Source organism: Sphingopyxis sp. 113P3, assembly GCF_001278035.1.
Taxonomy (GTDB): Bacteria; Pseudomonadota; Alphaproteobacteria; order Sphingomonadales; family Sphingomonadaceae; genus Sphingopyxis.
On the sequence record NZ_CP009452.1, the window covers coordinates 514,973 to 540,005 of the forward strand.

A 25,033-nucleotide genomic window follows, 5' to 3' on the forward strand; every position below is an offset into this window, starting at 1 on the left:
ACGCGGGGGAGCGAACCGGGAGCATGGGCGCCGCCGACACCCTTGACGCTTCGCCTCGGGCCGCCGGGCCGGTGCGCGTCTATCGCCACCGGCTTCCGGTGCGGCTTTGGCATTGGCTGAATGCCGCGACGCTGCTCGTCCTCCTGATGAGCGGGCTGATGATCTTCAACGCCCATCCGCGGCTCTACTGGGGCCAATATGGCGCAAACCACGACCATGCCTGGCTCGAGATCGGGTCGACGCGTGCAACGGGTTATCTGCGCGTCGGGTCGTGGAAGGTCGACACAACAGGCGTGCTCGGCCACTGGGCGGACGGTGATGGGGCGACGCAGCGCTGGGCTTTCCCAGGCTGGGCGACGATTCCCACCCGCTACAGCCTGGCGGATGGGCGGCGCTGGCACCTGAGCTTTGCCTGGGTGTTCGCGCTCGCGCTCAGTCTCTATATGGTTTGGACCCTGTTCGGCGGCCATCTGGCAAAGGATCTTCGCGTCCGGCGCGGCGAGTGGGCGCCGGGCGCCATCTGGCAGGACCTTAAGGCTCATGCGCAGCTGCGCCTGCCCACCGGCGAGGCGGCGCTACGCTATAATATCCTCCAGAAACTCAGCTATATCGGGGTTATCTTCCTGCTGCTGCCGCTGATGATCTTCACCGGCCTCGCCATGTCGCCCGGGTTCAACGCGACCGCCCCCTGGCTGATCGACCTGTTCGGCGGACGCCAGTCGGCGCGCTCGATCCATTTCATCGCCGCCACGTTCCTCCTGCTCTTCTTCCTCGTCCATGTCGCGATGGTGCTGCTCGCTGGACCCGCAAATGAATTGCGCTCGATCGTCACCGGCTGGTTCCGTCTGCCGCCTGCCAAAGGGGAAGGGCATGAATGACCTCATTCTGCCGCGGCGGCAGCTGATCGCGCGCGCGGGCGGTCTCGTCGCAGCTGCGGGCGCGCTGCCGCTCTTGTCAGGCTGCGATGCGATCAATGACGCGCCCGCCGTGCGCAAGATATTGTCGATGGGAGAGAAAATGCACCGCGCGAGCCAGCGGGCGCTGACCGACCGCGACGCACTCGCGCGCGAATTCACCCGCGCCGATCTCTCGCCTGTCTTTCGCTCAAACGGCACGCGGCTGCCCGAAGGCGATGCCTATGCTGCGCACGCCGCGCGCGGCTTCGCTGACTGGCGCGTTGCGGTGCGAGGACTCGTCGCGCGGCCGCTCGCGCTGTCGATGGCAGATATTCGCGCCATGCCGCAGCGCACCCAGATCACCCGTCACGACTGCGTCGAAGGCTGGAGCGCGGTGGGCGAATGGACAGGCGTTCAACTGGGCCGGGTTCTTGCCGCGGCAGGGCTGAAGGACAGCGCGCGCTATATCGTCTTTCGCTGCGCCGACCGCATCGGCGCGGCTGAATATTACGAAAGCTGCGACCTCGTCGACGCCCTGCATCCCCAGACGATTCTCGCCTGGGCCCTCAACCGGCAGCTGCTGCCGATCGCCAATGGCGCGCCGCTGCGCCTCCGCATCGAGCGCCAATTGGGTTACAAGCACGCCAAATATCTGCGCGCGATCGAAGCGGTTGCAAGCCTTGAGAATATCGGGGCAGGAAAAGGGGGTTACTGGGAAGATCGCGTGGACTATGAATGGTATGCGGGGATCTGAACAAGAAGAAGGAGGCCGCTCCCGATGTCCATTCTCCGACCCTTTCTCTCGCGCATCGTGCGCCAGGGCCGGCTTACCGTCATAGACCCGGACGGCGGTGAGGAATATTTTGGAACCGCCGCGCCGGGCTATCCCGATGTGACGATCCGCTTCACCAGTCGCAAGGGCATGCGCCGGATCATCCTCGACCCGCGGCTTGGCGCTGCCGAGGCCTTCATGGATGGTGAGATGCGGATCGAGCGCGGTGACATCATGGAGCTGATCACCCTCATCCGGGCGAACACGCCGTGGGATCGCGGCGCAAAGCTCAAGGACAAGACCGCGGTGGGCGAGGCCGTCGACTGGTTGAAAACGCGGATCAATTCGATCAACCGGCGAAGCCGCTCGCGTGCCAATGTCGCGCACCACTACGACATCGGCAACGATCTTTATCGCCTCTTCCTCGATAGCGACATGCAGTATAGCTGCGCCTATTGGGCGCGCGCCGGCATGACGCTGGAGGAGGCACAGGACGCCAAAAAGGCGCATATTGCGGCAAAGCTCGCGCTCGCGCCCGGGCAGCGCATTCTCGACATCGGCTGCGGCTGGGGCGGCATGGCGATCACCCTGGCGAAGCTCGCCGAGGTCGAGGTGCTTGGCATTACGCTGTCGGAAGAACAGCTGACGCTGGCAAAGGAGCGTGCCGCCGCGGCCGGGGTCGCCGATCGGGTCTCCTTCGAACTGATCGACTATCGCGACCTTGCGGCACGCGACGCCGGGCGTTTCGACCGCATCGTGTCGGTGGGCATGTTCGAGCATGTAGGCGCCCGCAACTTCGAAACCTTCTTTCGTGCCGCCGCCAATCTGATGACCGCGAACGGAGTCATGCTGCTCCACACCATCGGTCGCTTCGGCAAGCCGGGGGCAACCGACGCCTTCACCCGCAAGTATATTTTTCCGGGCGGCTACATCCCCGCGCTAAGCGAGACGCTCGCCGCGAGCGAAAAGAGTCGGCTGATCGTCACCGATGTTGAAACGCTGCGCCTTCATTATGCGCTGACCTTGCGCGAGTGGTACGCCCGCACCCTTGCTCATGAGGAAGAGATCGTCGGGATGATGGGCGAGCGGTTTTTCCGCATGTGGACCTTCTATCTTGCGGGGGCGACCTCCGCGTTCGAAAGCGGCGGAATGGGCAACTACCAGATCCAATTCGCGCGCAGCCGCCATGCGCTGCCGCTGACCCGCGACTATATAGCAGCAGCAGAACTGGGTTATGGGGGATGATGGCCGGCGAAGAAACTTCGCTCGCCTCGCTCGTCTCGCCGTCCTAGAGCGTGCCCCGGGGCGTCTGCCCATTTGTCTCTACGCTGGGATCGCACCATGACCCATTCACCCTTGTCGCAGGGCATCGCGCCCTTCCGGGCCATCGAGATCAGCCATCTTGCGCGACAATTACGTGCCGAAGGGCGCTCCGTGATTCATATGGAGTTCGGCCAGCCCTCCGACGGGGCACCGGCCGGGGCCGTCGCGGCGGCGAAAGCGGCGCTGGACGAGCCCGACATGGGCTATTGGGAGAGCGTTCCGCTGCGCCAGCGTATCGCACGGCACTATGGCGATCATTATGGGCTCGATCTCGACCCGCAGCGGATCTTGCTGACCTGCGGCGCGTCGCCGGCGCTCGTCCTTGCGCTCTTGACCGGGTTCGCGGCGGGGAGCCGCGTCATGACGGCGCGGCCCGGCTATGTCGCCTATCGCAATTCGCTGCGCGCGCTCGGGATGGTCCCCGTCGAGATCGAATGCGGCGCGCGCGACCGCTTTCAGATCCAGGCGCGCCATATTCGGGACGCTGATCCCGCGCCCGAGGGGCTGATCGTCGCCAGCCCTGCAAACCCTACCGGTACGATCATCCCGCCTGCCGCGCTCGCGGAGCTCGCCGATGCCTGTCGCTCGCGCGGAGTGCGCATCATCTCGGACGAAATCTATCACCGGCTAAGCTATGGCGCCGACACGCACAGCATGCTGCAATATGACCCCGATGCCTTTGTCATCAACAGCTTCTCGAAATATTACGGCATGCCCGGCTGGCGCCTCGGCTGGATCGTTTGCCCGGGTGGCCTCGTTGCCGAGGCACGGGCGCGGATGGGCAATCTTTTCCTCTCACCTCCCGCGCTCAGTCAGCAGGCTGCGCTCGCGGCTTTCGATTGCGAGGAAGAGCTTGATGCGCGCGTTGCCAGCTATCGCCGCAACCGAGAACGGCTGATCGAATGCCTCGCCCGCGTCGGCATCACCGACATTGCCCCGTCGGACGGCGCCTTCTACATCTATGCCTCGATCGCGCATCTGACCGACGACAGCATGTCGCTGTGCAAGCGCCTGCTTGACGAGACCGGCGTCGCCACCGCGCCGGGGCTCGATTTCGATCCCGAACGCGGTTCGCGCTTCATCCGCTTCAGCTATGCCGTGAGCACCGAATTGGCCGAGGAGGCCTGCGCTCGACTGGAAGCGTGGTTCGCCCTGCATTATCCCCCGCAGGACTGAGACAGGGCAACCGGCCGGAAGCTTAAGGCGCCATCAGGCCGTTGCGCCGGGCGGGCTCACCTGCTAGCCGCGCCCGCGTCATTTTCCGCCAAAAGGTTTAGCCATGTCCGAGTCCATCAAGCGCGTCGTCCTCGCCTATTCGGGGGGGCTCGACACCAGCGTCATCCTGAAATGGCTGCAGGTGACCTATGGCTGTGAGGTGGTGACCTTCACAGCGGACCTCGGTCAGGGCGAGGAGCTCGAGCCCGCACGCGCCAAGGCCGAGCTGATGGGCATCAGGCCCGAGCATATTTTCATCGACGACCTGCGCGAGGAATTCGTGCGCGATTTCGTCTTCCCGATGATGCGCGCGAATGCCCGTTATGAGGGCGATTATCTGCTCGGCACATCCATTGCCCGCCCGCTGATTTCGAAGCGACTGGTTGAGATTGCGAAAGAAACGGGCGCTGACGCGGTCGCGCACGGCGCGACGGGCAAGGGGAACGACCAGGTGCGCTTCGAGCTCTCCTGCTATGCGCTGAACCCCGACATCAAGGTTATCGCGCCGTGGCGCGAATGGGAGCTGACCAGCCGCACCGCGCTGATCGATTTTGCCGAAAAGAACCAGATTCCGGTTCCGAAGGACAAGCGCGGCGAAAGTCCCTTCTCGACCGACGCCAACCTTCTCCACACATCCTCCGAAGGCAAGGTGCTTGAGGATCCGTGGGAAGAGACGCCCGATTATGTCTATTCCCGGACGGTGAACCCCGAGGATGCCCCCGACGCCCCCGAATATATCACGGTCGATTTCGAAAAGGGTGACGGCGTCGCTCTGAACGGCCAGGCGATGTCGCCTGCAGCCCTGCTTGCTGCACTCAACGATCTCGGTCGCAAGCATGGCATCGGCCGTCTCGACCTCGTCGAAAACCGCTTCGTGGGCATGAAGTCGCGCGGCATGTACGAAACGCCGGGCGGCGAAATCTATGCGCGGGCGCACCGCGGGATCGAAAGCATCACGCTCGACCGCGGCGCGGCGCATCTCAAGGACGAGCTGATGCCGAAATATGCCGAGCTCATCTACAATGGTTTCTGGTTCGCGCCCGAGCGCGAGATGCTGCAGGCGGCAATCGACCATAGCCAGGCGAAGGTTTCCGGCACGGTGCGCGTGAAGCTCTACAAGGGCAGCGCGAGCGTGGTCGGTCGCAAGTCGCCGCATAGCCTCTACAGCGAACGACATGTGACCTTCGAGGACGACGCTGGCGCTTATGACCAGAAGGATGCGGCGGGCTTCATCAAGCTCAATGCACTGCGTCTGAAACTGCTGGCGAAGCGCGACCGCTAGGAGGTTTGCGGAACCTGCTGCGCCTCGGGCGCGTTCGATTCGTCGGATGCGCGGCCGGAGCGCGTCGCGTTCACTGCAAATTTATCGCCAGATCGTGCCAAAGTGAGGCCGGTCTGCACTATCGGCGTGTTCAAAAATGCAGCCAAAATGATAGCTTTGGCTCACTCCAGACGTTCGAAACAGCCAATCTGGAAACACTGATTCTCGTGGGGGGGGACTAGCTGCAATCTTGCTGTGAGGTTCCTATGTCGGTCCAAGCTTCGGGAGATTCTGCCACTTATGAATGGCAGCCCTGCTCCATCCTGTTTCCCCGCATCGGCACCATGCTCAGCCGTCATGGTGTGCGCACGCGCGTAATTCTCCCGGGTCATTATCTCGTCCGCCGATCGCGTACGCTCGGCGGGCGGATTTACCGGCGCGCGTCGGGAGGCGATGCAGACCTCGGTTGAGGCAGCTCGCCCGTGAAGATTGGCTGGCAACGGCGGCGCGACCTGCGCTAAGGCGCGCGGATGACTGCGACGCGCTTCTTCTCCGACAATGCTGCAGCCGTGCATCCTGCGGTGATGGAGGCTATAGCCGCTGCCAACCACGTCGATACCGCCTATGACGGCGACGCGCTCAGCCAATCGCTCGACGACGCATTTTCTCAGCTCTTCGAAACCCGCTGCGAAGTGGTCTGGATGGCGTCGGGGACAGCGGCCAACAGCATCATCCTCGCCCATTTTGTGCGGCCATGGCAGGGCATTTTCTGCCATGAAGAGGCGCATATCGAGGTCGATGAATGTGGGGCGCCAACCTTTTATTCGGGCGGTGCAAAGTTGATGCCGCTTCCCGGAAGCGGCGCCAAGATCGACGTTGAAGCGCTCCGAGAGCGGCTTGCCGCCATACGCAACGATGTCCATCAGGTTCAGCCCGCGGCAATCAGCATCACCAATGCAACCGAATATGGTCTCGCGTGGCGTCCGGACGAGATCGCTGCGATCGGCGAGGTTGCGCGCGCCGCGGGATTGAGGCTGCACATGGATGGCGCGCGCTTTGCCAATGCCATTGCCTTTCTCGACTGCGCCCCTGCGGATGTGACGTGGCGCGCGGGCGTTGATGCCTTGTCGTTCGGCTTTACGAAAAATGGCGCAATGATGGCTGAGGCGCTCGTTTTCTTTGGCGGATGCGGCGGTGCAGGGGTGCGCGAACTCAAGAAGCGCGGCGGGCATCTGCTCAGCAAGGGGCGCTTCGTCGCGGCGCAGATTCACGCGATGCTGCGAAACGACCTGTGGCTGGATAATGCGCGTGCGGCGAATGCCGGCGCGGTAGCGCTGGCCGCGGCCTGTGACAAGCGGCTGATCCACCCGGTCGAGGCAAATGAGTTGTTTGTCCGCCTGGCCGCAGAGGAAGCGACGCGTTTGCGGGCCGCGGGCTATGATTTTTATGACTGGGGCAAAGACGCGGCGCGCCTGGTCGTCAGCTGGGACCAGGACGCCGACGCGGTCGCACCGCTTGCCACTGCGATCGCTACCCTATGAGCGGGATGCAGCCGACGCTTCTCACGCCGCGCGTGCTCATCCCCTTCGCTTTGGTGACCCTGGTGTGGGGTTCGACGTGGATTGTGATCAAGGGGCAGCTCGGGGTTGTCCCGCCGAGCTGGTCGGTAACGTATCGTTTTACCGTGGCGGCGCTGGTGATGTTCGCCTTTGCCGCGCTGCGCCGCGAACGAATCTGGATCGACGCTCGCGCGCTGGCCTTCGCCGCGCTGCTCGGCGTGGCGCAGTTCACCTTCAACTTCAATTTCGTGTACCGCGCCGAACAGCATATCACCTCGGGCCTCGTTGCGGTGCTCTTCGCGTTGCTGATCGTGCCCAACACGCTGCTGGGCCGGGCCTTGTTGAAGACGCCGCTGGAGGGGCGATTCCTGCTCGGCGCCGGAATCGCGATCAGCGGGGTCGCCATGATGATCATCCACGAATATCAGGTCGCAGCGCTCGGCGCAGCGGCGGTGATCCTCGGAATCGTCTTGACCCTCTCGGGCGTACTCAGTGCCTCGATCGCCAATGTTATGCAGGGGACCGCCTTCGCACGCGCGCAATCGATGACGGTGATGATCGCCTGGGCGATGCTGTTCGGTGCCCTCGCCGACGGGGCCTTTGCCTGGATCACGACCGGACCGCCCGTGGTGGACATGCGCTTTGTCTACCTCGGCGGCATATTCTATCTCGGTGTCATCGCGAGTGCGGTAACCTTCCCGCTCTATTTCGGCATCATCCGCGCGGTGGGGCCCGGACAGGCGGCCTGGTCAAGCGTGCTGATCCCGATCATAGCGATGGGTTTCTCGACCCTGTTCGAAGGCTACCATTGGTCGTTGTTGTCGATCGCAGGCGGTGCTGTGGCGTTGGTCGGATTGGTGATCGCGGTCGCGAAGCGGCCGGCGCGGCCTTCGGTCAGCGGCAATATGGTGTCGCTTCCCTGCGAAGATGAGGCCGCTGATTAGCCCGCGCTGATTCGTTCAATATCGGCACCGACCGCCTGCAGCTTCTCTTCCAGCCGTTCATAGCCGCGATCAAGGTGATAGACGCGGTTGACCTCGGTCTGACCTTCGGCGGCGAGGCCTGCGATGATCAAGCTCATCGAGGCGCGCAGGTCGGTCGCCATGACCGGCGCACCGATCAGCCGTTCTACCCCGCGGACGACCGCGGTCCGACCCTTGACCTGAATGTCGCAGCCCATGCGGGCAAGTTCGGGAACGTGCATGTAGCGGTTCTCGAAAATCGTCTCGGTAAAGAGCGACGCGCCAGTGCCGAGCGTCGCCATCGCCATGAACTGCGCCTGCATGTCGGTCGGGAAGCCGGGGTAGGGGGCGGTCGAAAGCGTGACGGGGTAGGCGCGGCCTGTCATGGCAACGCGGATGCCCGCCTTGGTTTCCTCCACCGTGGCGCCCGCCTCGCGCAATGCGGCAAGCGTCGCTTCCATCTCGGCCGCCTTCGCACCGACCAGTTCCACATCGCCCTCGGTGATCACCGCAGCGCAGGCGTAGCTTCCCGCTTCGATCCGGTCGGCCATCACGCGATAGGTCGCGCCGTGCAGCCGGTCGACGCCTTCGATCGTCAGCGTCTCGGTGCCGATGCCGTCGATCATGGCGCCCATGGCGACGAGGCAGTTGCAAAGGTCGACAATCTCGGGTTCACGGGCCGCATTCTCAAGCACGCAACTTCCCTTGGCGAGCACCGCGGCCATCAGCGCATTCTCGGTCGCGCCGACCGAGACCACCGGAAAGGTATATTTGCCCCCAGGCAGCCGGCCGCCGCTCGGTGCGCTTGCTCTTACATAGCCCGAGGCAAGTTCAATCTCGGCGCCGAAGGCTTCAAGGGCTTTGAGGTGGAGATCGATTGGCCGGTTCCCGATCGCGCAGCCGCCCGGAAGGCTGACCGTCGCCTCGCCTGCGCGTGCGAGCAGCGGGCCGAGGACGAGGATCGAGGCGCGCATCTTGCGCACGATATCATAGGGAGCGACGGTCGATGTCAGTGTCGTCGTTCGGGCCGTCATGACCCGCCCGAAATCCTCGGGCCGCGATCCTTCTATTGTCGTCGAGCAACCGAGCTGGTTGAGAAGATGACCAAAGCCGTCGACGTCGGCGAGCCTCGGCAGGTTGCGAAGAGTCAGGGGCTCGTCGGTGAGCAGTGCGCAGGGGAGCAGCGTGAGCGCTGCATTCTTGGCGCCGGAAATAGGGATACGGCCCTTGAGTCGCTGGCCGCCGCGAATGACGATCTGATCCATCGGGTGTCTTTAGCCGATGCACGGGAGCGCGCAAGCGGCGCTGTCCTTGCGCACTTCACGGGCCTAGCTCGACCGTCCGGGTAATGCCGATCGCCTCCAGAAAGACCGTGTCATGGCTGACGACGAGCAGCGCCCCGTCATAGGCGGCAAGCCCAGCCTCGACCGCACCGAGCGAGTCGAGGTCGAGATGATTGGTGGGCTCATCGAGGATCAGCAGTTGCGGAGGCGTCGGCGCGCCGAGCGTGCAGGCGAGGCCCGCGCGCAGCATCTGACCGCCGCTCAGGGTCCCCGCGGCACGGTCGGCTGCAAGCGAACGAAAGCCGAAGCGTGCGAGCGCGGCGCGACATTGGTTGTTCGTTGTCCCGGGATTGAGACGCACAAAATTGTCCGCGATCGATCGAGCGGGATCGAGGAGCGATACGCGCTGGTCAAAGAAGGCGAAGGGGACCGGCGCTCGCACGCTGCCCTGCCACGGTTTCAGCGATCCCGCGATGAGGGCGAGCACGGTCGACTTGCCTGATCCATTGGGACCGGCAATGGCGATCCGCTCGGGACCGGTGATCATGAGCGAGAGATCGCGCACGACGGGTTTGCCCGGAAGATAGCCTGCGGTAACTCGGTCGAGCTTGAGCACCGTGCGCGACGGGGGCAGACCGCTTGACGCAAGTGCCACCGCGAGCGGATCCGCCGTCTCGACGCGGCGCCGCGCCTCGGCGAGCTGTGTCTCGGCGGCTTCGCGCTGTCGGTCGGCGAGACGGCTTCCGGCGGCGCGACTTTCTTCTGCGCGGCGCTTGCGGGCACCAAGGAGGATGTTCGGCATATCGCCGCGCGCCGCCTTGCGGCGTCCGCCCGCATCGCGCTTGTCCTGTTTCTCGCTTGCCGCCTGCACCCGGCGCCGAACCTCATCAACATTCTTTTCCGCATTCGCGAGCCTGGCTTCGGCGGCAGCCTGTTCGGCCTCCTTATGAGCTCGATAGGCGCTCCAGCCACCGCTCGTGCGCGTCGCCCCGAGCGCGGTCAGTTCGACGATCGCATCCATTTCCTCGAGCAGTTCGCGGTCGTGGCTGACAACAAGCGCGCCGCCGCGCCATCCCGCGAGCAGGTCGCGCACGGCTTCGCGGCCCTCGCGGTCGAGATTGTTCGTCGGCTCGTCGAGCAAGAGGAAATCGGGCGCGGCGAAGACGATGGCGGCGAGCGCAGCGCGCGTCCGCTGGCCTCCCGACAGCGCAATGAGCGGCGTCTCGAGGGGAAGCGGCAGGCGCGTCTTGGCGAGTGCCTCTTCGATGCGCGGCTCAACTGTCCAGTCGGTTTCGGCGATTTCGTCTACCGTGGCGTCGCCCGCTTCGGCCTTCCGCACGAGTGCGATTGCATCGCGCGCGCCGAAGAGGTCGACGATTGTTTCCATGTCAGGGACCTGCACCATCTGGCGCAGCATCGCGGTGCTGCCCTCGATGATGACACGTCCCGTCGGGGGGGAGAGTTCCTGCGCAATCAGACGCAGAAGCGTCGATTTTCCGACGCCGTTGCGGCCGACGATGCCGGTGCGCTCGCGCTGAAACTGGAGATTGAGGTCGGTGAAGACGGTCCGGCCGTCAGGGGTGGACCAGCGAAGATGGGCAATGGTGATCGAAGACATGGACAAGGGCTTTCCTGGCGGCAAGGCGTTCGGGCGTTGCGGTCAGTTTCTTGTCCATGACGGGGTCCACTCCGGTTCGTTCGGGCCGCCAATCTAGGGATTGCCGCTGCGCGGCGCAACGGGGATGGTCGGCTAGAGCCAGCCGATGCTCTTGAAGCGCCAATAGAGAAGCCCGCAGATGCCGCCCATCACCGCGAGCGCCAGGGGATAGCCGAAGCTCCAGCCGAGTTCGGGCATATGCGTGAAATTCATGCCGTAGATACCGGCAATCGCCGTTGGCACCGCGAGAATTGCCGCCCAGGCCGCGAGCTGGCGAGTGATCACGCCCTGGCGTTGCTGTTCGAGCAGCCCGTTGGTCTCGATCACGCTCGCGGCTATGTCGCGTAGTCCGGTCAGACGAAACTCCGCGCGTTGAACATGATCCCAGATGTCGCGAAAAAATGGGCGCACCGCATCATCGATGCACGGCAGCGGTGTCGTCGCGAGCTTGTAGGCGAGATCCTTCATCAATCCGGCAAGGCGCTGGAAACGGATGATTTCGTGTCGCTGGGCGTAAAGATGCCGGATTTCGGCGGCGTCGAGCGGTGTGTCCATCACGCTGTCCTCGAGGATCAGCATCTGGTCCTCGATCGCGTCGATCACAGGGAAATAGCCATCGACGATGAAGTCGAGAACGGCGTGGAGAACATAATCGGGGCCGTGGCCCAGCAGGGCGGGTGAGGCCTCGAGCCGCGCGCGCACCTCGGCGTGCCCCCGTGCCGAGCCGTGGCGGACAGAGATGATGAAATGGCGGCCGACGAAAAAAGCCGTTTCACCGGGCTGGATGGTGTCGGCTTCAAGATTGGCGGTCCGCGCGATGACGAAGAGCTGTTCGCCGTAGACGTCGGCCTTGGGGAGCTGGTTGGCCTTCAGCGCATCCTCAACCGCGAGCGGATGCAGGCCGAAACGCGCCGCGATTCGCTGTAGCTCCGTCTCGGTGGGCTCAAAGAGGCCGAGCCAGAAAAAGTCGCCCTCGGCGCATGGGTCGCAAGCTGCCTCATCGGGGTCGATGTCGCGCACCAGCTTGCCTTGGTTGTAAAGACGGGCGGCCATGATCGGCATCGGCGGGCATCCTGCTGCTTTGATGCGAGCATAGTCTCCAAGGGTGCCGCCGCAAAGCCGCTCAAAGCGTCATGCGATAAACGAGAAAGCCCGACCGTTCGGCAATGGCATCATAGAGACGGCGCGCGGTGTGATTGGTCTCGTGCGTCTGCCAATAGACGCGCGCCGCGCCCGCCTTGCGCGCTTCTTCGGCCACGCGCAGGATCAGCGCCGAGGCGATCCCTCGCCCGCGCGCGGCTTCGGCGGTAAACAGGTCCTGCAGGTAACAGATGTCGGCGATGGACGTCGTGCTGCGGTGATAGAGATAATGGACGAGGCCGACGAGTTCGCCTTCGGCCTCCGCGACGAGCGCATGGACCGGCTGGTCGGGGTCGAAAAAACGCACCCAGGTCGAGGAGGTGATATCCGGGGGGAGCGCCGTTGTCCCGCTGCGGCCGTAAAATTCATTATAGCCCTGCCACAGCGGAAGCCAGCGATCGAAGTCGCCTTGCACTGGCGGGCGGATCAGAAGCCTGGTGGTCATGGGATGTCGTGCCCTAGGCCGCCGGCAGCCGCGTGTCGGCGGCAATCCAATTGTCCTCCCACGTCACCCCGCCGTCGGCCGAATAGGCTTGTTCGAAGCGCGCCTCGTCGGCGGAGACGCGGGTAACGATGAACCGGACGAGGATGACCCGGCCGTCGACCCTGTCCTGCCCATAGAAAAGGCCGCGGCCTGCGGCGTCGAAACCGCCATAGACGGGGGCGGTGAGTTCGCCGCCCGCAGCGCTCGCATAGTTGAGGCTCCATTGACCGGTCATGCGATTGAAAAGCCGTAGCGAGCCGCCTTCGATCTTTCCCGCGTCACCTGATACGGAAAGATCAACGAAATTGGCGCGGCCGCCCATCAGCGGACGCACAACGCTGGTGCCGCGATATTCGCTCCAGTAGGCATCTGCCCCCGACAAGGGATTCTGCCGCACCTTCACGACCGTCGCCCATGTCCCAATCTCCCAATCGAAGGCGGAGCCACCTTCTGGTGCTGCGGATTTGGCGGGCGCAGGTTCGGCAGCAGCCGGGGCAGGGGCGAGGGCAAGGGCAGCACTGAGCAGCAGGGTGCGAGCGATCATGGGTCTTCCTTGGCAGGAGATACGCGATACCTCCATTGTGGCGCGGTGCAGCGAGGCTGTCCAACCGGGAAATGGGCACCAGAGCGCAGGGCAACAGAGCGCAGGATGGTTGCGTTCGCGCGCCTCTGACCGGGTCCAGACACATTTGAGACGCGAGGCTTGAGAAAGACTCGGGGGTCTTCGAAGCTGAGGTTGCAACACACCAGCTGAAGGAGACCCCCGATGCAAGTATTTCACCTGCCAGGCCGCGTTAGCAGAACCGCCCAGTTGATGTCTCGCCTGATCGGCGCGAAAGCCCCCGATAGCGAAGCGGCGATCAGGCGAGACATTGTTCATCGCTGGCGGCAGGCCATCCGCGAAGGGCTCTGCGCCGCTGCCGCGGCGAGGGCCGTGGGTGTCCCGCGCGCAACCCTCTACCGCTGGGAGAAGCGGCCCGAGCCGCTGAGCCGAAGGCCACTGCGGGTGCGCCAGCCGCGCTGGTCGCCAGCACTCGCCGAAGCGGTCGAGGAACTGCGGCTCGACAACCCCATGTGGGGCAAGCGCAAGATCGCCGTGCTGCTCGCCCGCGAAGGCTTCATGACCTCCGTCTCGACGGTCGGGCGCATCCTTCGAAGACTCGTCGCCAGAGGAGCAGTCGTCCCCGTGCCCCTGCTGCGCAGAAAACCCGGAGGACGCCGCTTCCGCTACAACAACAAGGAACGACACGCCCGTCGCCTGCCCAAAGGCCTCAGGCCATCGCTCCCAGGCCAGCTGGTCCAGATCGACACGCTGTTCATCAACATCCGACCCGGCAAGGCGATCAAGCACTTCACAGCCTATGATCCCGTCGCAAAGTGGACCCTCGGCAAGGTCGCCGCCAGCGCCACCGCCACCAATGCCACCGCCCTCCTCGACAAGCTCATCGCCGAAGCACCCTTCCCGATCACCGGTATCCAGGTCGACGGCGGCTCCGAGTTCAGGGCTGAGTTCGAGACCGCCTGCCAAATCCGCGGCCTCCCGCTCTTCGTCCTCCCTCCCAAAAGCCCCCAACTCAACGGCGCCGTCGAACGAAACCAGGGATGCTGGCGATACGAGTTCTACGAATCCTACGACCTGCCCCATCGCATCGATCAACTACAGCCATTCGTCGATGCCTTCGCACACCGCTTCAACCACGTCAGGCCACACGATGCTCTCGACATGAAAACCCCCGCCGAGTACCTCCAGTCCATCAGCTGCGGAAATCTCCAGCAGTCTCATATGTACTGAACCCGGACAGCCTCTTGCCCCCTTCGCCAATCCGGTATAGAGCGATGGTCAATGTCCGGCCGCCCCGTGAGGGGCGGCCCTTATTATTTCCGCTTGGAGAAACCCAGCCATGGCCAACGCCAATCCGACTCCGTTGATGCCGCACGCGACCGCCGCCTGGCTGGTCGATAACACCGGCCTCACCTTTGCCCAGATCGCCGAATTTTGCGGCATCCACATTCTCGAAGTGCAGGCTATTGCCGACGAGACCGCAGCGACAAAATATACTGGCCGCGACCCGGTACGCGCGCACGAATTGACCATGGAAGAGATTGAAAAGGGTCAGAATGACCCTGAATACAAGCTCAAGATGAGCGTGCAGGGGCAGGACACGATCCGCCGCACCCGAGGCCCGCGCTATACGCCGGTCAGCAAGCGCCAGGACAAGCCCGACGGTATCGCCTGGATCCTCAAGAATCATCCCGAGGTGTCGGATGGCGCGATCGGCAAGCTGATCGGCACGACGCGCAATACGATCAACGCGATCCGCGAGCGCAGCCATTGGAACAGCGCCAATATCGTTCCCAAGGACCCCGTGACGCTCGGCCTTTGTTCGCAGCGTGAGCTCGATGCACTCGTTGCCAAGGCAGCGAAGAAGGCCGGGATCAAGGCGCCCGAGGACAGCCGCTTCGAAGGCGACCGCGAAGCGCTCATCGAGGAACTGCGGGCCGAACGCACTGCAGCCGCCGAAGCGCGTGCCGCCGAGGAAGCTGAAGCCGGCGACGAAGCCTGAGGCGTGGCGAGCGACGGCGAGGATGACGGCATTCCGGCGGCCAGCGGTTCGCCGGATGCCTCGCTGACGCAGGACGACAGCTTTACCGCAACGAGCCATGCGGGCCTCACCTACCCATGGGGCGAGGCTGCCCCCGGGACGGGCGAGACGATCCGCATCGCCAACGGGATCCGCTGGGCGCGCATCCCGATGCCGGGCTCGCTCGGCCACATCAACAGCTGGCTTCTTGACGATGCGGATGGGGTTGCGGTCGTCGACACCGGCGTCTGCCTTACGCTGTGCTCCGACGCCTGGAAGGCGCTCTATGCGGGCGCGCTGAAAGGAGTGCCGATCACGCGCGTCATCGGCACCCATCTGCACCCCGACCATATCGGACTTGCCGGCTGGATCGCGAAGAAGCATGGCGTGAAGCTGTGGATGACGCGCGGCGAAATGCTCACCGCCCGGATGATCGTGAACGACACGAGCGAAACCGTCCCTGACGAGGCGCTCCGGCAGTCGCGCGCCGCGGGCTGGGACGAGGCGGCGATCGAGCGGCAGAAGAGCGAGGGCTGGGGCCGGTTCGGCATGATGGTTTTCCCCCTGCCGCGCAGCTATGTGCGAATAAAGGACGGCGACCGCATCGACATGGGCGCGCATCAGTGGCGCGTCGTCACGGGCTCCGGCCATAGTCCTGAACATGCCTGTCTATGGAACGAGCGCGAGGGTGTGCTCGTGTCGGGCGACCAGGTCCTCCCCCGGATCAGCTCGAATGTGTCGGTCAATATTACCGAACCCGATGCCGATCCGTTGGGCGAATGGCTCGCGTCGATCGACAAGCTGCTCGGCCTCGTTCCTCCCGACGTAATCACCTGCCCTGCGCACGGCGAGCCCTTCAAGGGGCTTCATGTTCGCTTGTCCGCGCTGCGCGATGAACACCGGATGCGGCTCTACCGGCTCGCCGAGACGATCGCCGACACGCCAATGCGCGCAGTCGACTGCTTCCCCCTGCTGTTCAACCGCCCGATCGGTGAGCATAATCAGGGTCTTGCAACCGGTGAAGCGCTCGCTCATCTCAAGCGTCTCGAAATCGAAGGACGGGTGCGAAAGGAAGACCGCGACGGTGTCTGGTGGTATCACGGAATGGTGTAACGCCGTCAGGCTGCTGGCCTCGCCTCAATCTCCCCGGTGCATGACCCAGCTGAATGCCAGCGCGTTGAAGATGGTGTAGAGGCCGTAGAGCAGCAGCCCGGTAAACCAGTTGCGCGTCGCGATCGCCATTGCACCAACGAGCAGCAAGAATTCGAAGACATAGGTCACATGAGGTCCGACGCGGTCGGCGAGGGGCCGCACCATCTGCTGCACCAGCGGGTCATCACTCTCCATAAAGGCGCGATGCATCGCGAAATTGCCCACGCCGGCGCAGAAAATGGCAAGGATCGCAATCAGCATAGGTTTGCAAATGGGGTCTTATCGCTGGAAATGCCAGCGGGATTGCGGTTATGGAGGGACAAAGGGAGGCGAAGCCCTTTATTCCGATCGAAAATCCTGCCCTCTTTCCCCCCGGAGAAGGACCCGTTCGATGAGACAAGCTGCGCGCCTCACGGCCGCCATTTTCCTGATTGCCGCCGGCGTGCGCCCGGCATGGTCGGCGGTGCCCGATCCCGCGCTTCCCGCGGCGATCGCCCCGATGGTTGTCGCAAGCATGGAAGCGCGCCCCTTGCCGCTTCCCGACCCTGTACGCGCGATGATCGAGGCTGCGATCGCGAGCGGCGAGCGCAAGGACGTCGAAACCGTGATTGCGCTCGCGAAGGCGACGAATCCGCGCTCGCTGACCGATATCGACGCGATTCTCGCCGCCTGGAAGGCGCAGGGCCAGGGCAAACCCGAGCCCGACCCGATCCGCCAGATGCTTGCGGCGGCGATGGCGAGCAAGAAGGACGGCGACGTCGAGGCGGTTGGCGCGCTGGCAAAAAAGACCAGCCCTGACCGGGTGGCCGACATCGATGCCTTGCTGATCGACTATCGTTCGAAGCGCGCTGCCGAGAAGAAGGCGGCCGCCGAGGCGGCGCGCGCGAAACTCGCGGCCTCGAAATTCTGGGAGAACTGGAAGGGCGAGGGACAGATCGGCGCATCGCACAGTAGCGGCAACACGGATTCGGTTGGGCTGAGCCTTGGCGTCGCGCTCAACCGGAAGGGGATCAACTGGAGCCACCGTCTGCGTGCGCAGGCCGATTACCAGCGGACGAACGGCCGCACGACGGTCGAGAAATTCCTGACCGAATATGAGCCGCAAGCCCGTATCGGCGACCACGCCTTCGCCTACGGGCTCGGGCGCTGGGAACGTGACCGGACCGCGGGCTATCACGCGCGCTGGAACCTGTCGGGAGGGCTTGGCTACAAGGTCATCGCGAAGAAGGACCTCACTCTCAATCTGAAGGCCGGGCCTGCCTGGCGCCAGATCGACCTCGTCTATGGAAACACCGAAAGTGAGCTCACGGGGCTTGCCGCGCTCGATCTCGGGTGGAAACTGTCGCCTACGCTCAGCCTGTCGCAGGTTGCCTCGACGATCATCGGCGAACGGACTACCACGACAAGTTCGCTCACTGCGCTCAACGCCAAGCTGACCGGCGCCCTGTCGGCGCGCGTGTCCTATTCGGCCGAGCTCGACACCAACCCGCCCGCCGGGGTCGAGAACCTCGACACGCTGACCCGCTTCACGCTGGTTTACGGCTTTTAGTCCAGCGCCTCGGTGCCGCCGATGTCCTGCCCCTCGGCGAGGAGACCGGTGCCGGGGACATGGTTGAATTCGATGCGGATACCATCGGGGTCCTCAAAGAGGATCGAATAATAGCCAGGCGCCCAGGGTTCCTCCTGCGGCGCGTGGACGATGGCGATATCGTCGCGGTGCCTGAGAAAGGCGTAGAGCCGGTCGACCGCAGCACGGTCGCGGAGGCGGAAATAGGCGTGGTGCAGCCCCGGTGTGCCCTGGTCGAAGCGTTTGCCTACATTCCCGGCAGTAGCGGGGCGCACGCCGATGGCGGTGCGGCCCCCCACTCCATAGAGCATGGCCTCATTGTCGAGCACGATCTTGAGCTCGAGATAGCGGATGAGCGCGCGCCAGAAGGCAGTCGAACGCACGAAGTCGCCCGCGGTCAGAATGACGTGCCCGACGCCGTTGAGATCGTTCATTCGCTCCGCTCCCAATAGTTCCGCATCAGGGCGCGCGACCAGTCGGGCTGGCGCACGTCGCCGCGCGGCAGAAATTCTGCCATGACTGGCTTGATGTCGAGCACCGGAGTGCCGTCGATCGCGTCAAGGCCTTCGACCTCGACCGAAAGGCCCTCGACCTTGACAATACGGCAGGTGGTAAGGCCGAGGCGGTTGGGGCGGTTCTTGCCGCGCTGCGCGAAGATGCCGACGAGCGGCCAGTCGGCACGGTTGCGCGGATGGCGGACACCGGTTTCGATCTTGTCTTCCGGCACCCGGTCGAAGAGGAAGATGACCTCCGCGTGGCTGAAATCCGAAAGTCCGGCGAGCGCGTCGGCCGTGAAGCGTGCGGGGTCGAGTTCGACCCGTGCGCGACTTGCGCCCCAATCGTCATCGATCGGTTCGCCGCGGCCGCCGCGGACGTGGCCTATGGGAGAAAGAGTCCAGCTCATGGCATCGGCCTCGTTTGAAGCTCACGGGTCACAAAGCGCATGATCTCGCGGCGATCCTCCTCCTCATGGCTCTCGCTCGCCTTCATCGCTACGCCCCCCAGGGCCATCATGAAGAGGGGAACGCCCGCAAAGATCGCGCCGAACAGCAGCGCGTCGGGGGCGAGCGAGCTAACCACCACGCCAATGATCACGAACATCGAAAGGAATCCGTACCAGGCGTAGGGGAAGATCCGGCCCGCCTTGGAGCGGCCAAGCGTTCCGGTGATGCGGGTGCCACCATCGCGGGGCTCCATCGAGGCATCGAGTTCAAGAGCCAATGCATTTTGTACGCCGCGCCGCGCATAGCGCAGCCGCATTCGATATTGGTCGCCTGAACCGAAGACGCGGGCCTTCGCGTCTTCCATCGGGTCAGCCATGATTGCCTGAAGCTTATGCGCGATCGCCTCGGGCGGGAGCGGTGAGACCAGATCGACCGCCCTTTGCCATCGTCCCGCCCCGTCCCGTCACACTCGCTCGAGCAGACCCTCGTCCCTGATCCGCTTCTGCCACACAAGCGGCGCGTTCACGTGGACGTTCTGGCCTTCGCTGTCGACCGCGACGGTGACGGGGAAATCCTTGACCTCGAATTCGTAGATCGCCTCCATTCCGAGATCGGCAAAACCGACGACCTTCGACCCCTTGATCGCGCGCGCGACAAGATAGGCCGCGCCGCCGACTGCCATCAGATAGGCGCTCTTGTGCTTGGCTATCGCGTTGGTCGCGGCGGGGCCGCGCTCGGCTTTGCCGACGCAGGCGAGCAGGCCCTGCTCGAGCATCATATCCATGAACTTGTCCATGCGCGTCGCCGTCGTCGGGCCAGCAGGGCCAACAATTTCCTCGCCAACCGGATCGACCGGGCCGACATAGTAGATGACGCGGCCCTTGAAATCGACGGGCAGCTCCTCGCCCTTCGCCAGCATGTCGGCGATGCGCTTGTGTGCAGCGTCGCGGCCGGTGAGCATCTTGCCATTGAGGAGGAGGCGGTCGCCCTGTTTCCAGCTCGCAACCACCTCGGGACTGAGAGTGTCGAGATCGACGCGGATCGCAGCCTTGTCGGGCGCCCAGTCGATCTCGGGATAGTCGGCGAGCACCGGCGGCTCGAGGTACGCCGGGCCGCTGCCGTCGAGCGTGACATGGGCGTGGCGCGTTGCGGCGCAATTGGGGATCATCGCGACGGGCTTCGACGCGGCGTGGGTCGGCCAATCCCTGATCTTGACGTCGAGCACGGTCGAGAGCCCGCCGAGCCCCTGCGCGCCGATGCCGAGCGCATTGACCTTTTCATAAAGTTCGATGCGCAGTTCCTCGATCGGGTTGCCTGGCCCGCGCGCGAGAAGTTCGGTCATGTCAATCGGGTCCATCAGCGATTGCTTTGCAAGCAGCATCGCCTTTTCGGCGGTCCCTCCAATGCCGATGCCAAGCATGCCCGGCGGGCACCAGCCCGCGCCCATCTGCGGCACCATTTCGAGCACCCAGTCGACGATCGAATCGCTCGGGTTCAGCATCTTGAACTTCGACTTGTTCTCGCTGCCGCCGCCCTTGGCTGCAACTTCGATATGGACCTTGTCACCGGGAACCATCTCGACATTGAGGACCGAGGGCGTGTTGTCCTTGGTATTGACCCGGCTGAACGCTGGATCGGCGAGGATCGAGGCGCGCAGTTTGTTGTCAGGGTGGAGATAGGCGCGGCGGACACCCTCGTCGACGACCTGCTGCAGGCTGCGCGGACTGTCGAGGCGGCAGTCCATGCCCCATTTGATGAAGACGGTCACGATACCCGTATCCTGGCAGATCGGGCGGTGTCCTTCGGCGCACATGCGACTATTCGAGAGGATCTGCGCCATCGCGTCCTTTGCGGCCGGCGACACCTCGCGCTCATAGGCCGCAGCGAGCGCGCGGATATAGTCCATCGGATGGAAATAGCTGATGTACTGGAGCGCGTCGGCGATGGTTTCGACGAGGTCATCCTCGCGGATGATGACGGTGTTCATATGCAGCCCTCTTGCCCGTGGTTCGGAGTCGGGGCTTCCCCTAGACCCGAGGGCGCGCGACGAAAAGGGGGCTTGCCAACCCGCGCAGGGTCAACGCCTTGTCACTGACACTCGGCGCACTTGCCCCGCACCTCGATGACCGGGCGTTCGGCAGCGAAGCCTGCGGCCTCGGCCGCCGCGCGGACACCATCCGACAGACGGTCATTGTCGACATGTACCGCGGCCCCGCAGGTATCGCAGATCAGAAAGATGCAATCGTGCAAACAGCCCGGGTGACTGTTTGCGACAAAGGCGTTGGCGCTTTCGACCCGGCGCACGAGGTTGTTGGCGACGAACAGGTCGAGGATGCGATAGACGCTGTTGGGGGCTACGCGCTTGCCGCGCTTCTGCGAGACGATATCCGCGATTTCGTAGGCACTCGCGGGCTTGCCGATTTCGGCGACCGCGTCGAAAATCTGGGCGCGCATGTCGGTCCACGCCTCGCCCGCGCTTTCCAATGCCCTTTGCGCGGCCGCGGAAAGCGAGGCTCCGCTGGCCTCGACGTGTGGATGATCATGCTTGCCCATCGGCGATTCCTCAGCGCGCCGCGCGGGTCTGCCGACGCCAAATGAATGTAGGACTTTCGGGGGGCGCCCGCAAGGCGCGGGGACGCTCTGCCTTCAGCGCGCGGCGCGGCGATTGAGATCGTGGCCAAGCGCGACCACGGCAACGCCAATCATCGTCGCCAGAACCTCGCTCCCATCATGAGGCCGCGACAGCGCCCCTGCCATCATGCCAAGCCCGAAACTCCCGACTGCAAAGGGCATCATATAGCCGTGGCTCAGCACCCCGGCGACCAGCGTCACCAGCGCAAAACCGATCGCGACGATCAGCCCGACCTCGTGGAAAAGGTGATTTTCCAGCACCCCGCTGACGGAGGCGATCGATGCGAAGAAGATGGTGCTGGCAAGACAATGGACGAGGCAGAGTCCCGAAAGCCCCATCGCGAGCTGATCGCCCGAAAGCGAGGTCAGCGGCCGCGCCTCGCGCGCAGCCCGAATGACCGCGCCGAGGCGCGTGCGGGCAGGGACAAGGCTGGCGACTTCGATCACCCGATTCTCCGTAACGGCATTTGCGATGCCTGATATGGCATAACATGACAGAGGTTACAATATCACATCGCAAGATTCTACGGGGACGCCCGCCGCGCCGCCGGACCGCGGCGGGGACGAACTCAATCCACGTCGAAAAGTCCCGCGAGCTGTTCGACCATCGTGCCGCCCAGTTGTTCGGCGTCCATGATCGTTACCGCGCGGCTGTAGTAGCGCGTGACATCGTGTCCGATTCCGATTGCGCAAAGTTCGACCGGTGACCGGGTCTCGATCCATTCGATGACCTGGCGCAGATGCTGGTCGAGATAGGCGCCATGGTTGACCGAGAGCGTGCTGTCGTCCACCGGCGCGCCGTCGCTGATCACCATGAGGATTCGGCGTTCCTCGGGGCGATTCACGATCCGGCTATGGGCCCAAATCAGCGCCTCGCCGTCAATATTTTCCTTGAGCAGTCCCTCGCGCATCATCAGCCCGAGCGATTTGCGCGCACGGCGATAGGGTTCGTCAGCCGGCTTGTAGATGATATGCCTGAGGTCGTTGAGGCGGCCCGGATGCGGCGGACGCCCGGCGGCGAGCCAGTCCTCGCGGCTCTGTCCGCCCTTCCACGTCCGAGTGGTAAAGCCGAGGATTTCGGTCTTGACCCCGCAGCGCTCGAGGGTGCGCGCAAGGATATCGGCGCTGATCGCGGCGATGCTGATCGGCCGCCCGCGCATCGAGCCCGAATTGTCGATCAGCAGCGTGACGACGGTATCGCGAAAATCGGTGTCGCGCTCGATCTTGTAGGAGAGCGAATGGCCGGGCGAGACAATGACCCGCGCGAGGCGGGCGGCGTCAAGTTGCCCTTCCTCCTGATCAAAATCCCACGAGCGGTTCTGCTGCGCCATCAATCGTCGCTGTAGTCGGTTCGCAAGCTTCGTCACCGCGCCCTGCAGGTGCGTCATCTGCTGGTCGAGATAGGCGCGCAGCCGCGTCAGTTCGTCGGCGTCGCACAATTCGGTCGCGGCGATGATCTCGTCGTGCTTTTCGGTGAAGCGAATATAATTGAAGTCGGGAACGTCGGTCGGCAGCCGGTTCGGGCGCACGGGCAGCATGCCCTCGTCGCCTTCGCCCCCCATCTCTGGCTCGCCGTCAGCCTCCATCTCATCCGCGTTCGGATCGGTGTCGCCCTCGTCGGCCTGATCGCCGGCCATTTCGGCGCGCGCGTCGACCTGGCTTTCCCCGCTGCCGCCCTCTTCGCTTTCCTGCTCCTCCTGGCGCTCCTCAGCCTCGCTCTCGTTGTCCTCGCCCCCGTCCTCGGCGCCTTCCTCGACGGGCTCGTCGCTGTAAATGAGGTCGAGGTGGCGGAGCGCGAGCTTCGCGGTTTCGGCAAAGGCCGCCTGGTCGTCGAGCAGCATCGAGAGGGCCGTCAGGTCGCCCCCGGCCTCCTTGTTGATCCATTCGCGCACCAGCGAGAGACCGGCTTCGGTGCCCTGCGGCGCCTGGTCGCCCGTCAGTGCCTCGCGCAGCATCAGCTCAAGGGCGCTCGAAATCGGGACATCTTCGCGGGTCTGCGCCCGGCTGATCGGGTCCGAGCGCATCCGCATAGCAAGGCTGGCCGCCAGATTGCCTCGCATCCCTGCCATATGCCGTGCACCGAGCGCCTCGACCCGCGCGCGTTCCATCGCGTCGAAGGCGGCGGCCGCCAGGGGTTCGGCGGGGCGCCCTGCTGCATGGAGCTTCTCGCTGTGATGCTTCATGCGCAGCGCATAGGCATCGGCGAAGCCGCGCGCTTCGGCGACCTGGTCGGCGGGAAGGGTGCGCGAAGGTGTGGGCACCTTTATCGCCTTGCCGATCTGCGCGGGCGCGTCTGCGGTAAAGCCGACCTCTACTTCCGGGTCGCGCGTCACCGCTCGCGCGACGCTCGAGAGCGCAGTCTTCAGGTCGTCGAGAGGGGAGGGATTGGTCATGGGGCTTCGGCGTCGGGAATCCGTTTGCAGAGGATGTTGTCGCGTTCCTTGGGCGTTGCGGGATCGGGAAGCAAGCGGAAGACGTGGGGAAGATGCGTCGGCGTGCGTTCGGGCCGCGTGTGCTTGTCCGCGACGACATCGATGAAATCGCGGCACGCGGCCGCGCTGCGCAAGAAATTGCTGTGTCCGGTCGAGCCACGCGAGACGTCGGTCGTATCGATGACGGTCAGGCCGGGAATCCCGGCGGGATAGCAGCGTTTAGGCAGTCCCTTTTCTTCCAGATCGGCGGCTTTGAACGGGTCGAAGCAATAGGGCGAGCCAAGCCTTGGATAACCGTGTAGCGCGCGCGAGGCAGCGAGCGCCTTGTCGCGCAGCGAGGTGTAGATCGTCATATGGCGTCCCCGCTCGACCCTTTCGGGAGCGAGGACATCGTCGCGGATGTCGCGTTCGAATGTCTCGCGATCGATGTCGGGGGAGGCGAGGACGATATTCGAGATGTTGGTCTCTCGCGCGGCGCGCCGCGACAGACGGTCGGCCGCCGCGACGGCGGGGATGACCAACCGGGCGCCCAGTGAGTGCGAGACGATGACGATTTCCTTGGCCCATGGCCGGTCGGCGAGCGTCCGCAGGAAGGTCCCAAAATGACGTACGTCGTGATACATGTTGGTTTCGTCGACCACATATTTCAGCACCTCGCCCTGCGAGGGCCAGCTATAGAGGATCACTGGACCGTCGAAGCCAGTCATTCGCGCAATTTGAGCGGCGTCCTTCGATGTCGTCTCGAATGTTTCGCGATAGCCATGGACGTAAAGAAGGATGCGTCCGTGCCTGCGATCGGTCTCGTCCTCGAGCGCTCGCCACCAGTCGCTTTCGTTCTCGAAAGCCATTGGGGTGCGAAATTTTTTCTCTTTCGCCCTCGCCTCGCGTGGCTCTGCGATGCGGCCGTAACGCAGGGTGTAGCCGCGATGGCGGGTAAGGGTGATCGCGGGCGTGCGGCAATCGGGCAGCCGGCTGGTCACAAAGAAAAGCGGTAGTGCTGCTGAATCGATCTGCTCGCCCGCCTTCGGCGAGCAGCGTGCGTCGGCGACATAGTCGGCGTGGCGGACGTCGCCATAGTCGACCGGCGTGATGCAGCCGGTGAGACTGAGCGCGGCGAGCGGGGCCATCCACGCCGAATGTCGGTTCATGCCGCGACCCTGCCCCATCGCTTGC

At 64.3% G+C, this 25,033-nt stretch carries 25 protein-coding genes; 11 read left to right on the top strand and 14 right to left on the bottom strand.

Annotated elements, in window-relative coordinates:
- The first annotated feature begins 23 nt into the window (after positions 1-23).
- The 7 genes from LH20_RS02310 to LH20_RS02340 all read left to right on the top strand — a co-directional run bounded on the left by LH20_RS02310 (position 24) and on the right by LH20_RS02340 (position 7,970).
- Positions 24-878, top strand: coding sequence for a cytochrome b/b6 domain-containing protein (locus LH20_RS02310; RefSeq protein ID WP_053552839.1), 855 nt, complete (start codon positions 24-26; stop codon positions 876-878).
- Positions 871-1,650, top strand: a complete 780-nt coding sequence (locus LH20_RS02315; RefSeq protein WP_053552840.1) for a molybdopterin-dependent oxidoreductase — start codon at positions 871-873, stop codon at positions 1,648-1,650. Before LH20_RS02310 ends, LH20_RS02315 begins: the two co-directional genes overlap by 8 nt.
- Before the next feature lie 24 nt (positions 1,651-1,674).
- A complete protein-coding gene (locus tag LH20_RS02320) occupies positions 1,675-2,913 on the top strand; it encodes an SAM-dependent methyltransferase (RefSeq protein ID WP_053552841.1) in 1,239 nt (412 codons plus the stop codon).
- A 96-nt stretch (positions 2,914-3,009) separates the two neighbouring features.
- Positions 3,010-4,167: a pyridoxal phosphate-dependent aminotransferase gene (locus LH20_RS02325; RefSeq protein ID WP_053552842.1), complete on the top strand. Its 1,158-nt coding sequence runs from the start codon at positions 3,010-3,012 to the stop codon at positions 4,165-4,167.
- A 103-nt stretch (positions 4,168-4,270) separates the two neighbouring features.
- Positions 4,271-5,488 (top strand): argininosuccinate synthase, encoded by a 1,218-nt coding sequence (locus LH20_RS02330; protein WP_053552843.1) that lies wholly within the window; start codon positions 4,271-4,273, stop codon positions 5,486-5,488.
- A gap of 509 nt (positions 5,489-5,997) precedes the next feature.
- Positions 5,998-7,008: a threonine aldolase family protein gene (locus LH20_RS02335; RefSeq protein WP_053552844.1), complete on the top strand. Its 1,011-nt coding sequence runs from the start codon at positions 5,998-6,000 to the stop codon at positions 7,006-7,008.
- Positions 7,005-7,970 carry a DMT family transporter gene (locus LH20_RS02340; RefSeq protein WP_053552845.1) on the top strand — a complete coding sequence of 322 codons (966 nt, stop codon included), beginning with the start codon at positions 7,005-7,007 and terminating at the stop codon, positions 7,968-7,970. The genes LH20_RS02335 and LH20_RS02340 overlap by 4 nt, the downstream gene beginning before the upstream one ends.
- Here LH20_RS02340 and murA read toward each other — a convergent pair.
- The 5 genes from murA to LH20_RS02365 form a co-directional block, all read right to left on the bottom strand.
- A complete protein-coding gene (murA, locus tag LH20_RS02345; protein WP_053552846.1) occupies positions 7,967-9,253 on the bottom strand; it encodes a UDP-N-acetylglucosamine 1-carboxyvinyltransferase in 1,287 nt (428 codons plus the stop codon). The genes LH20_RS02340 and murA overlap by 4 nt on opposite strands.
- Positions 9,254-9,308: 55 nt before the next feature.
- The gene (locus LH20_RS02350) at positions 9,309-10,889 is read right to left on the bottom strand and encodes an ABC-F family ATP-binding cassette domain-containing protein (RefSeq protein WP_053552847.1); all 1,581 of its coding nucleotides are present in this window, start codon (positions 10,887-10,889) and stop codon (positions 9,309-9,311) included.
- Positions 10,890-11,021: 132 nt separating this feature from the next.
- Positions 11,022-11,990, bottom strand: coding sequence for a magnesium and cobalt transport protein CorA (locus tag LH20_RS02355; RefSeq protein WP_053552848.1), 969 nt, complete (start codon positions 11,988-11,990; stop codon positions 11,022-11,024).
- A 61-nt stretch (positions 11,991-12,051) separates the two neighbouring features.
- Positions 12,052-12,513: a GNAT family N-acetyltransferase gene (locus tag LH20_RS02360; protein WP_053552849.1), complete on the bottom strand. Its 462-nt coding sequence runs from the start codon at positions 12,511-12,513 to the stop codon at positions 12,052-12,054.
- A gap of 13 nt (positions 12,514-12,526) precedes the next feature.
- Complete coding sequence (locus LH20_RS02365) at positions 12,527-13,096, bottom strand: hypothetical protein (protein WP_053552850.1); 570 nt, start codon at positions 13,094-13,096, stop codon at positions 12,527-12,529.
- Between the two features lie 222 nt (positions 13,097-13,318).
- On the opposite strand from LH20_RS02365, the gene LH20_RS02370 reads away from it, so the two are divergent.
- The 3 genes from LH20_RS02370 (at position 13,319) to LH20_RS02380 (ending at position 16,247) form a co-directional block, all read left to right on the top strand.
- Positions 13,319-14,344, top strand: coding sequence for an integrase core domain-containing protein (locus LH20_RS02370; RefSeq protein WP_053552851.1), 1,026 nt, complete (start codon positions 13,319-13,321; stop codon positions 14,342-14,344).
- 109 nt (positions 14,345-14,453) lie between these two features.
- On the top strand, positions 14,454-15,116 hold the full coding sequence (locus tag LH20_RS02375) for a DUF1013 domain-containing protein (RefSeq protein ID WP_235527086.1): 663 nt from the start codon (positions 14,454-14,456) through the stop codon (positions 15,114-15,116).
- Between the two features lie 3 nt (positions 15,117-15,119).
- Positions 15,120-16,247 carry an MBL fold metallo-hydrolase gene (locus LH20_RS02380; protein WP_083455248.1) on the top strand — a complete coding sequence of 376 codons (1,128 nt, stop codon included), beginning with the start codon at positions 15,120-15,122 and terminating at the stop codon, positions 16,245-16,247.
- Positions 16,248-16,271: 24 nt separating this feature from the next.
- Here LH20_RS02380 and LH20_RS02385 read toward each other — a convergent pair whose 3' ends face one another.
- Positions 16,272-16,547, bottom strand: coding sequence for a hypothetical protein (locus tag LH20_RS02385; protein ID WP_053552852.1), 276 nt, complete (start codon positions 16,545-16,547; stop codon positions 16,272-16,274).
- A 130-nt stretch (positions 16,548-16,677) separates the two neighbouring features.
- Between LH20_RS02385 and LH20_RS02390 the strand changes: the two genes are divergently transcribed.
- Entirely contained in the window at positions 16,678-17,835 is a 1,158-nt protein-coding gene (locus tag LH20_RS02390) for a DUF481 domain-containing protein (protein ID WP_053552853.1), read from the top strand.
- On the opposite strand, the gene LH20_RS02395 is transcribed toward LH20_RS02390, so the two are convergent.
- From LH20_RS02395 to LH20_RS02430, 8 genes are all read right to left on the bottom strand, one after another.
- Complete coding sequence (locus LH20_RS02395; RefSeq protein ID WP_053552854.1) at positions 17,832-18,287, bottom strand: VOC family protein; 456 nt, start codon at positions 18,285-18,287, stop codon at positions 17,832-17,834. The two genes, LH20_RS02390 and LH20_RS02395, sit on opposite strands and share 4 nt — an antisense overlap.
- A complete protein-coding gene (locus tag LH20_RS02400) occupies positions 18,284-18,757 on the bottom strand; it encodes an SAM-dependent methyltransferase (RefSeq protein WP_053552855.1) in 474 nt (157 codons plus the stop codon). The genes LH20_RS02395 and LH20_RS02400 overlap by 4 nt, the downstream gene beginning before the upstream one ends.
- Positions 18,754-19,173 carry a hypothetical protein gene (locus LH20_RS02405; protein ID WP_144423489.1) on the bottom strand — a complete coding sequence of 140 codons (420 nt, stop codon included), beginning with the start codon at positions 19,171-19,173 and terminating at the stop codon, positions 18,754-18,756. Before LH20_RS02405 ends, LH20_RS02400 begins: the two co-directional genes overlap by 4 nt.
- A gap of 87 nt (positions 19,174-19,260) precedes the next feature.
- Entirely contained in the window at positions 19,261-20,784 is a 1,524-nt protein-coding gene (locus tag LH20_RS02410) for a fumarate hydratase (RefSeq protein WP_053552857.1), read from the bottom strand.
- Positions 20,785-20,885: 101 nt separating this feature from the next.
- A complete protein-coding gene (locus LH20_RS02415) occupies positions 20,886-21,350 on the bottom strand; it encodes a Fur family transcriptional regulator (protein ID WP_053552858.1) in 465 nt (154 codons plus the stop codon).
- A 93-nt stretch (positions 21,351-21,443) separates the two neighbouring features.
- Positions 21,444-21,875 carry a MerC domain-containing protein gene (locus LH20_RS02420; protein ID WP_235527087.1) on the bottom strand — a complete coding sequence of 144 codons (432 nt, stop codon included), beginning with the start codon at positions 21,873-21,875 and terminating at the stop codon, positions 21,444-21,446.
- A gap of 122 nt (positions 21,876-21,997) precedes the next feature.
- Positions 21,998-23,821 (bottom strand): cobaltochelatase subunit CobT, encoded by a 1,824-nt coding sequence (gene cobT, locus LH20_RS02425; RefSeq protein ID WP_053552859.1) that lies wholly within the window; start codon positions 23,819-23,821, stop codon positions 21,998-22,000.
- Positions 23,818-25,008 carry an alpha/beta hydrolase gene (locus LH20_RS02430; RefSeq protein ID WP_053556029.1) on the bottom strand — a complete coding sequence of 397 codons (1,191 nt, stop codon included), beginning with the start codon at positions 25,006-25,008 and terminating at the stop codon, positions 23,818-23,820. The genes cobT and LH20_RS02430 overlap by 4 nt, the downstream gene beginning before the upstream one ends.
- Positions 25,009-25,033: the final 25 nt, after the last annotated feature.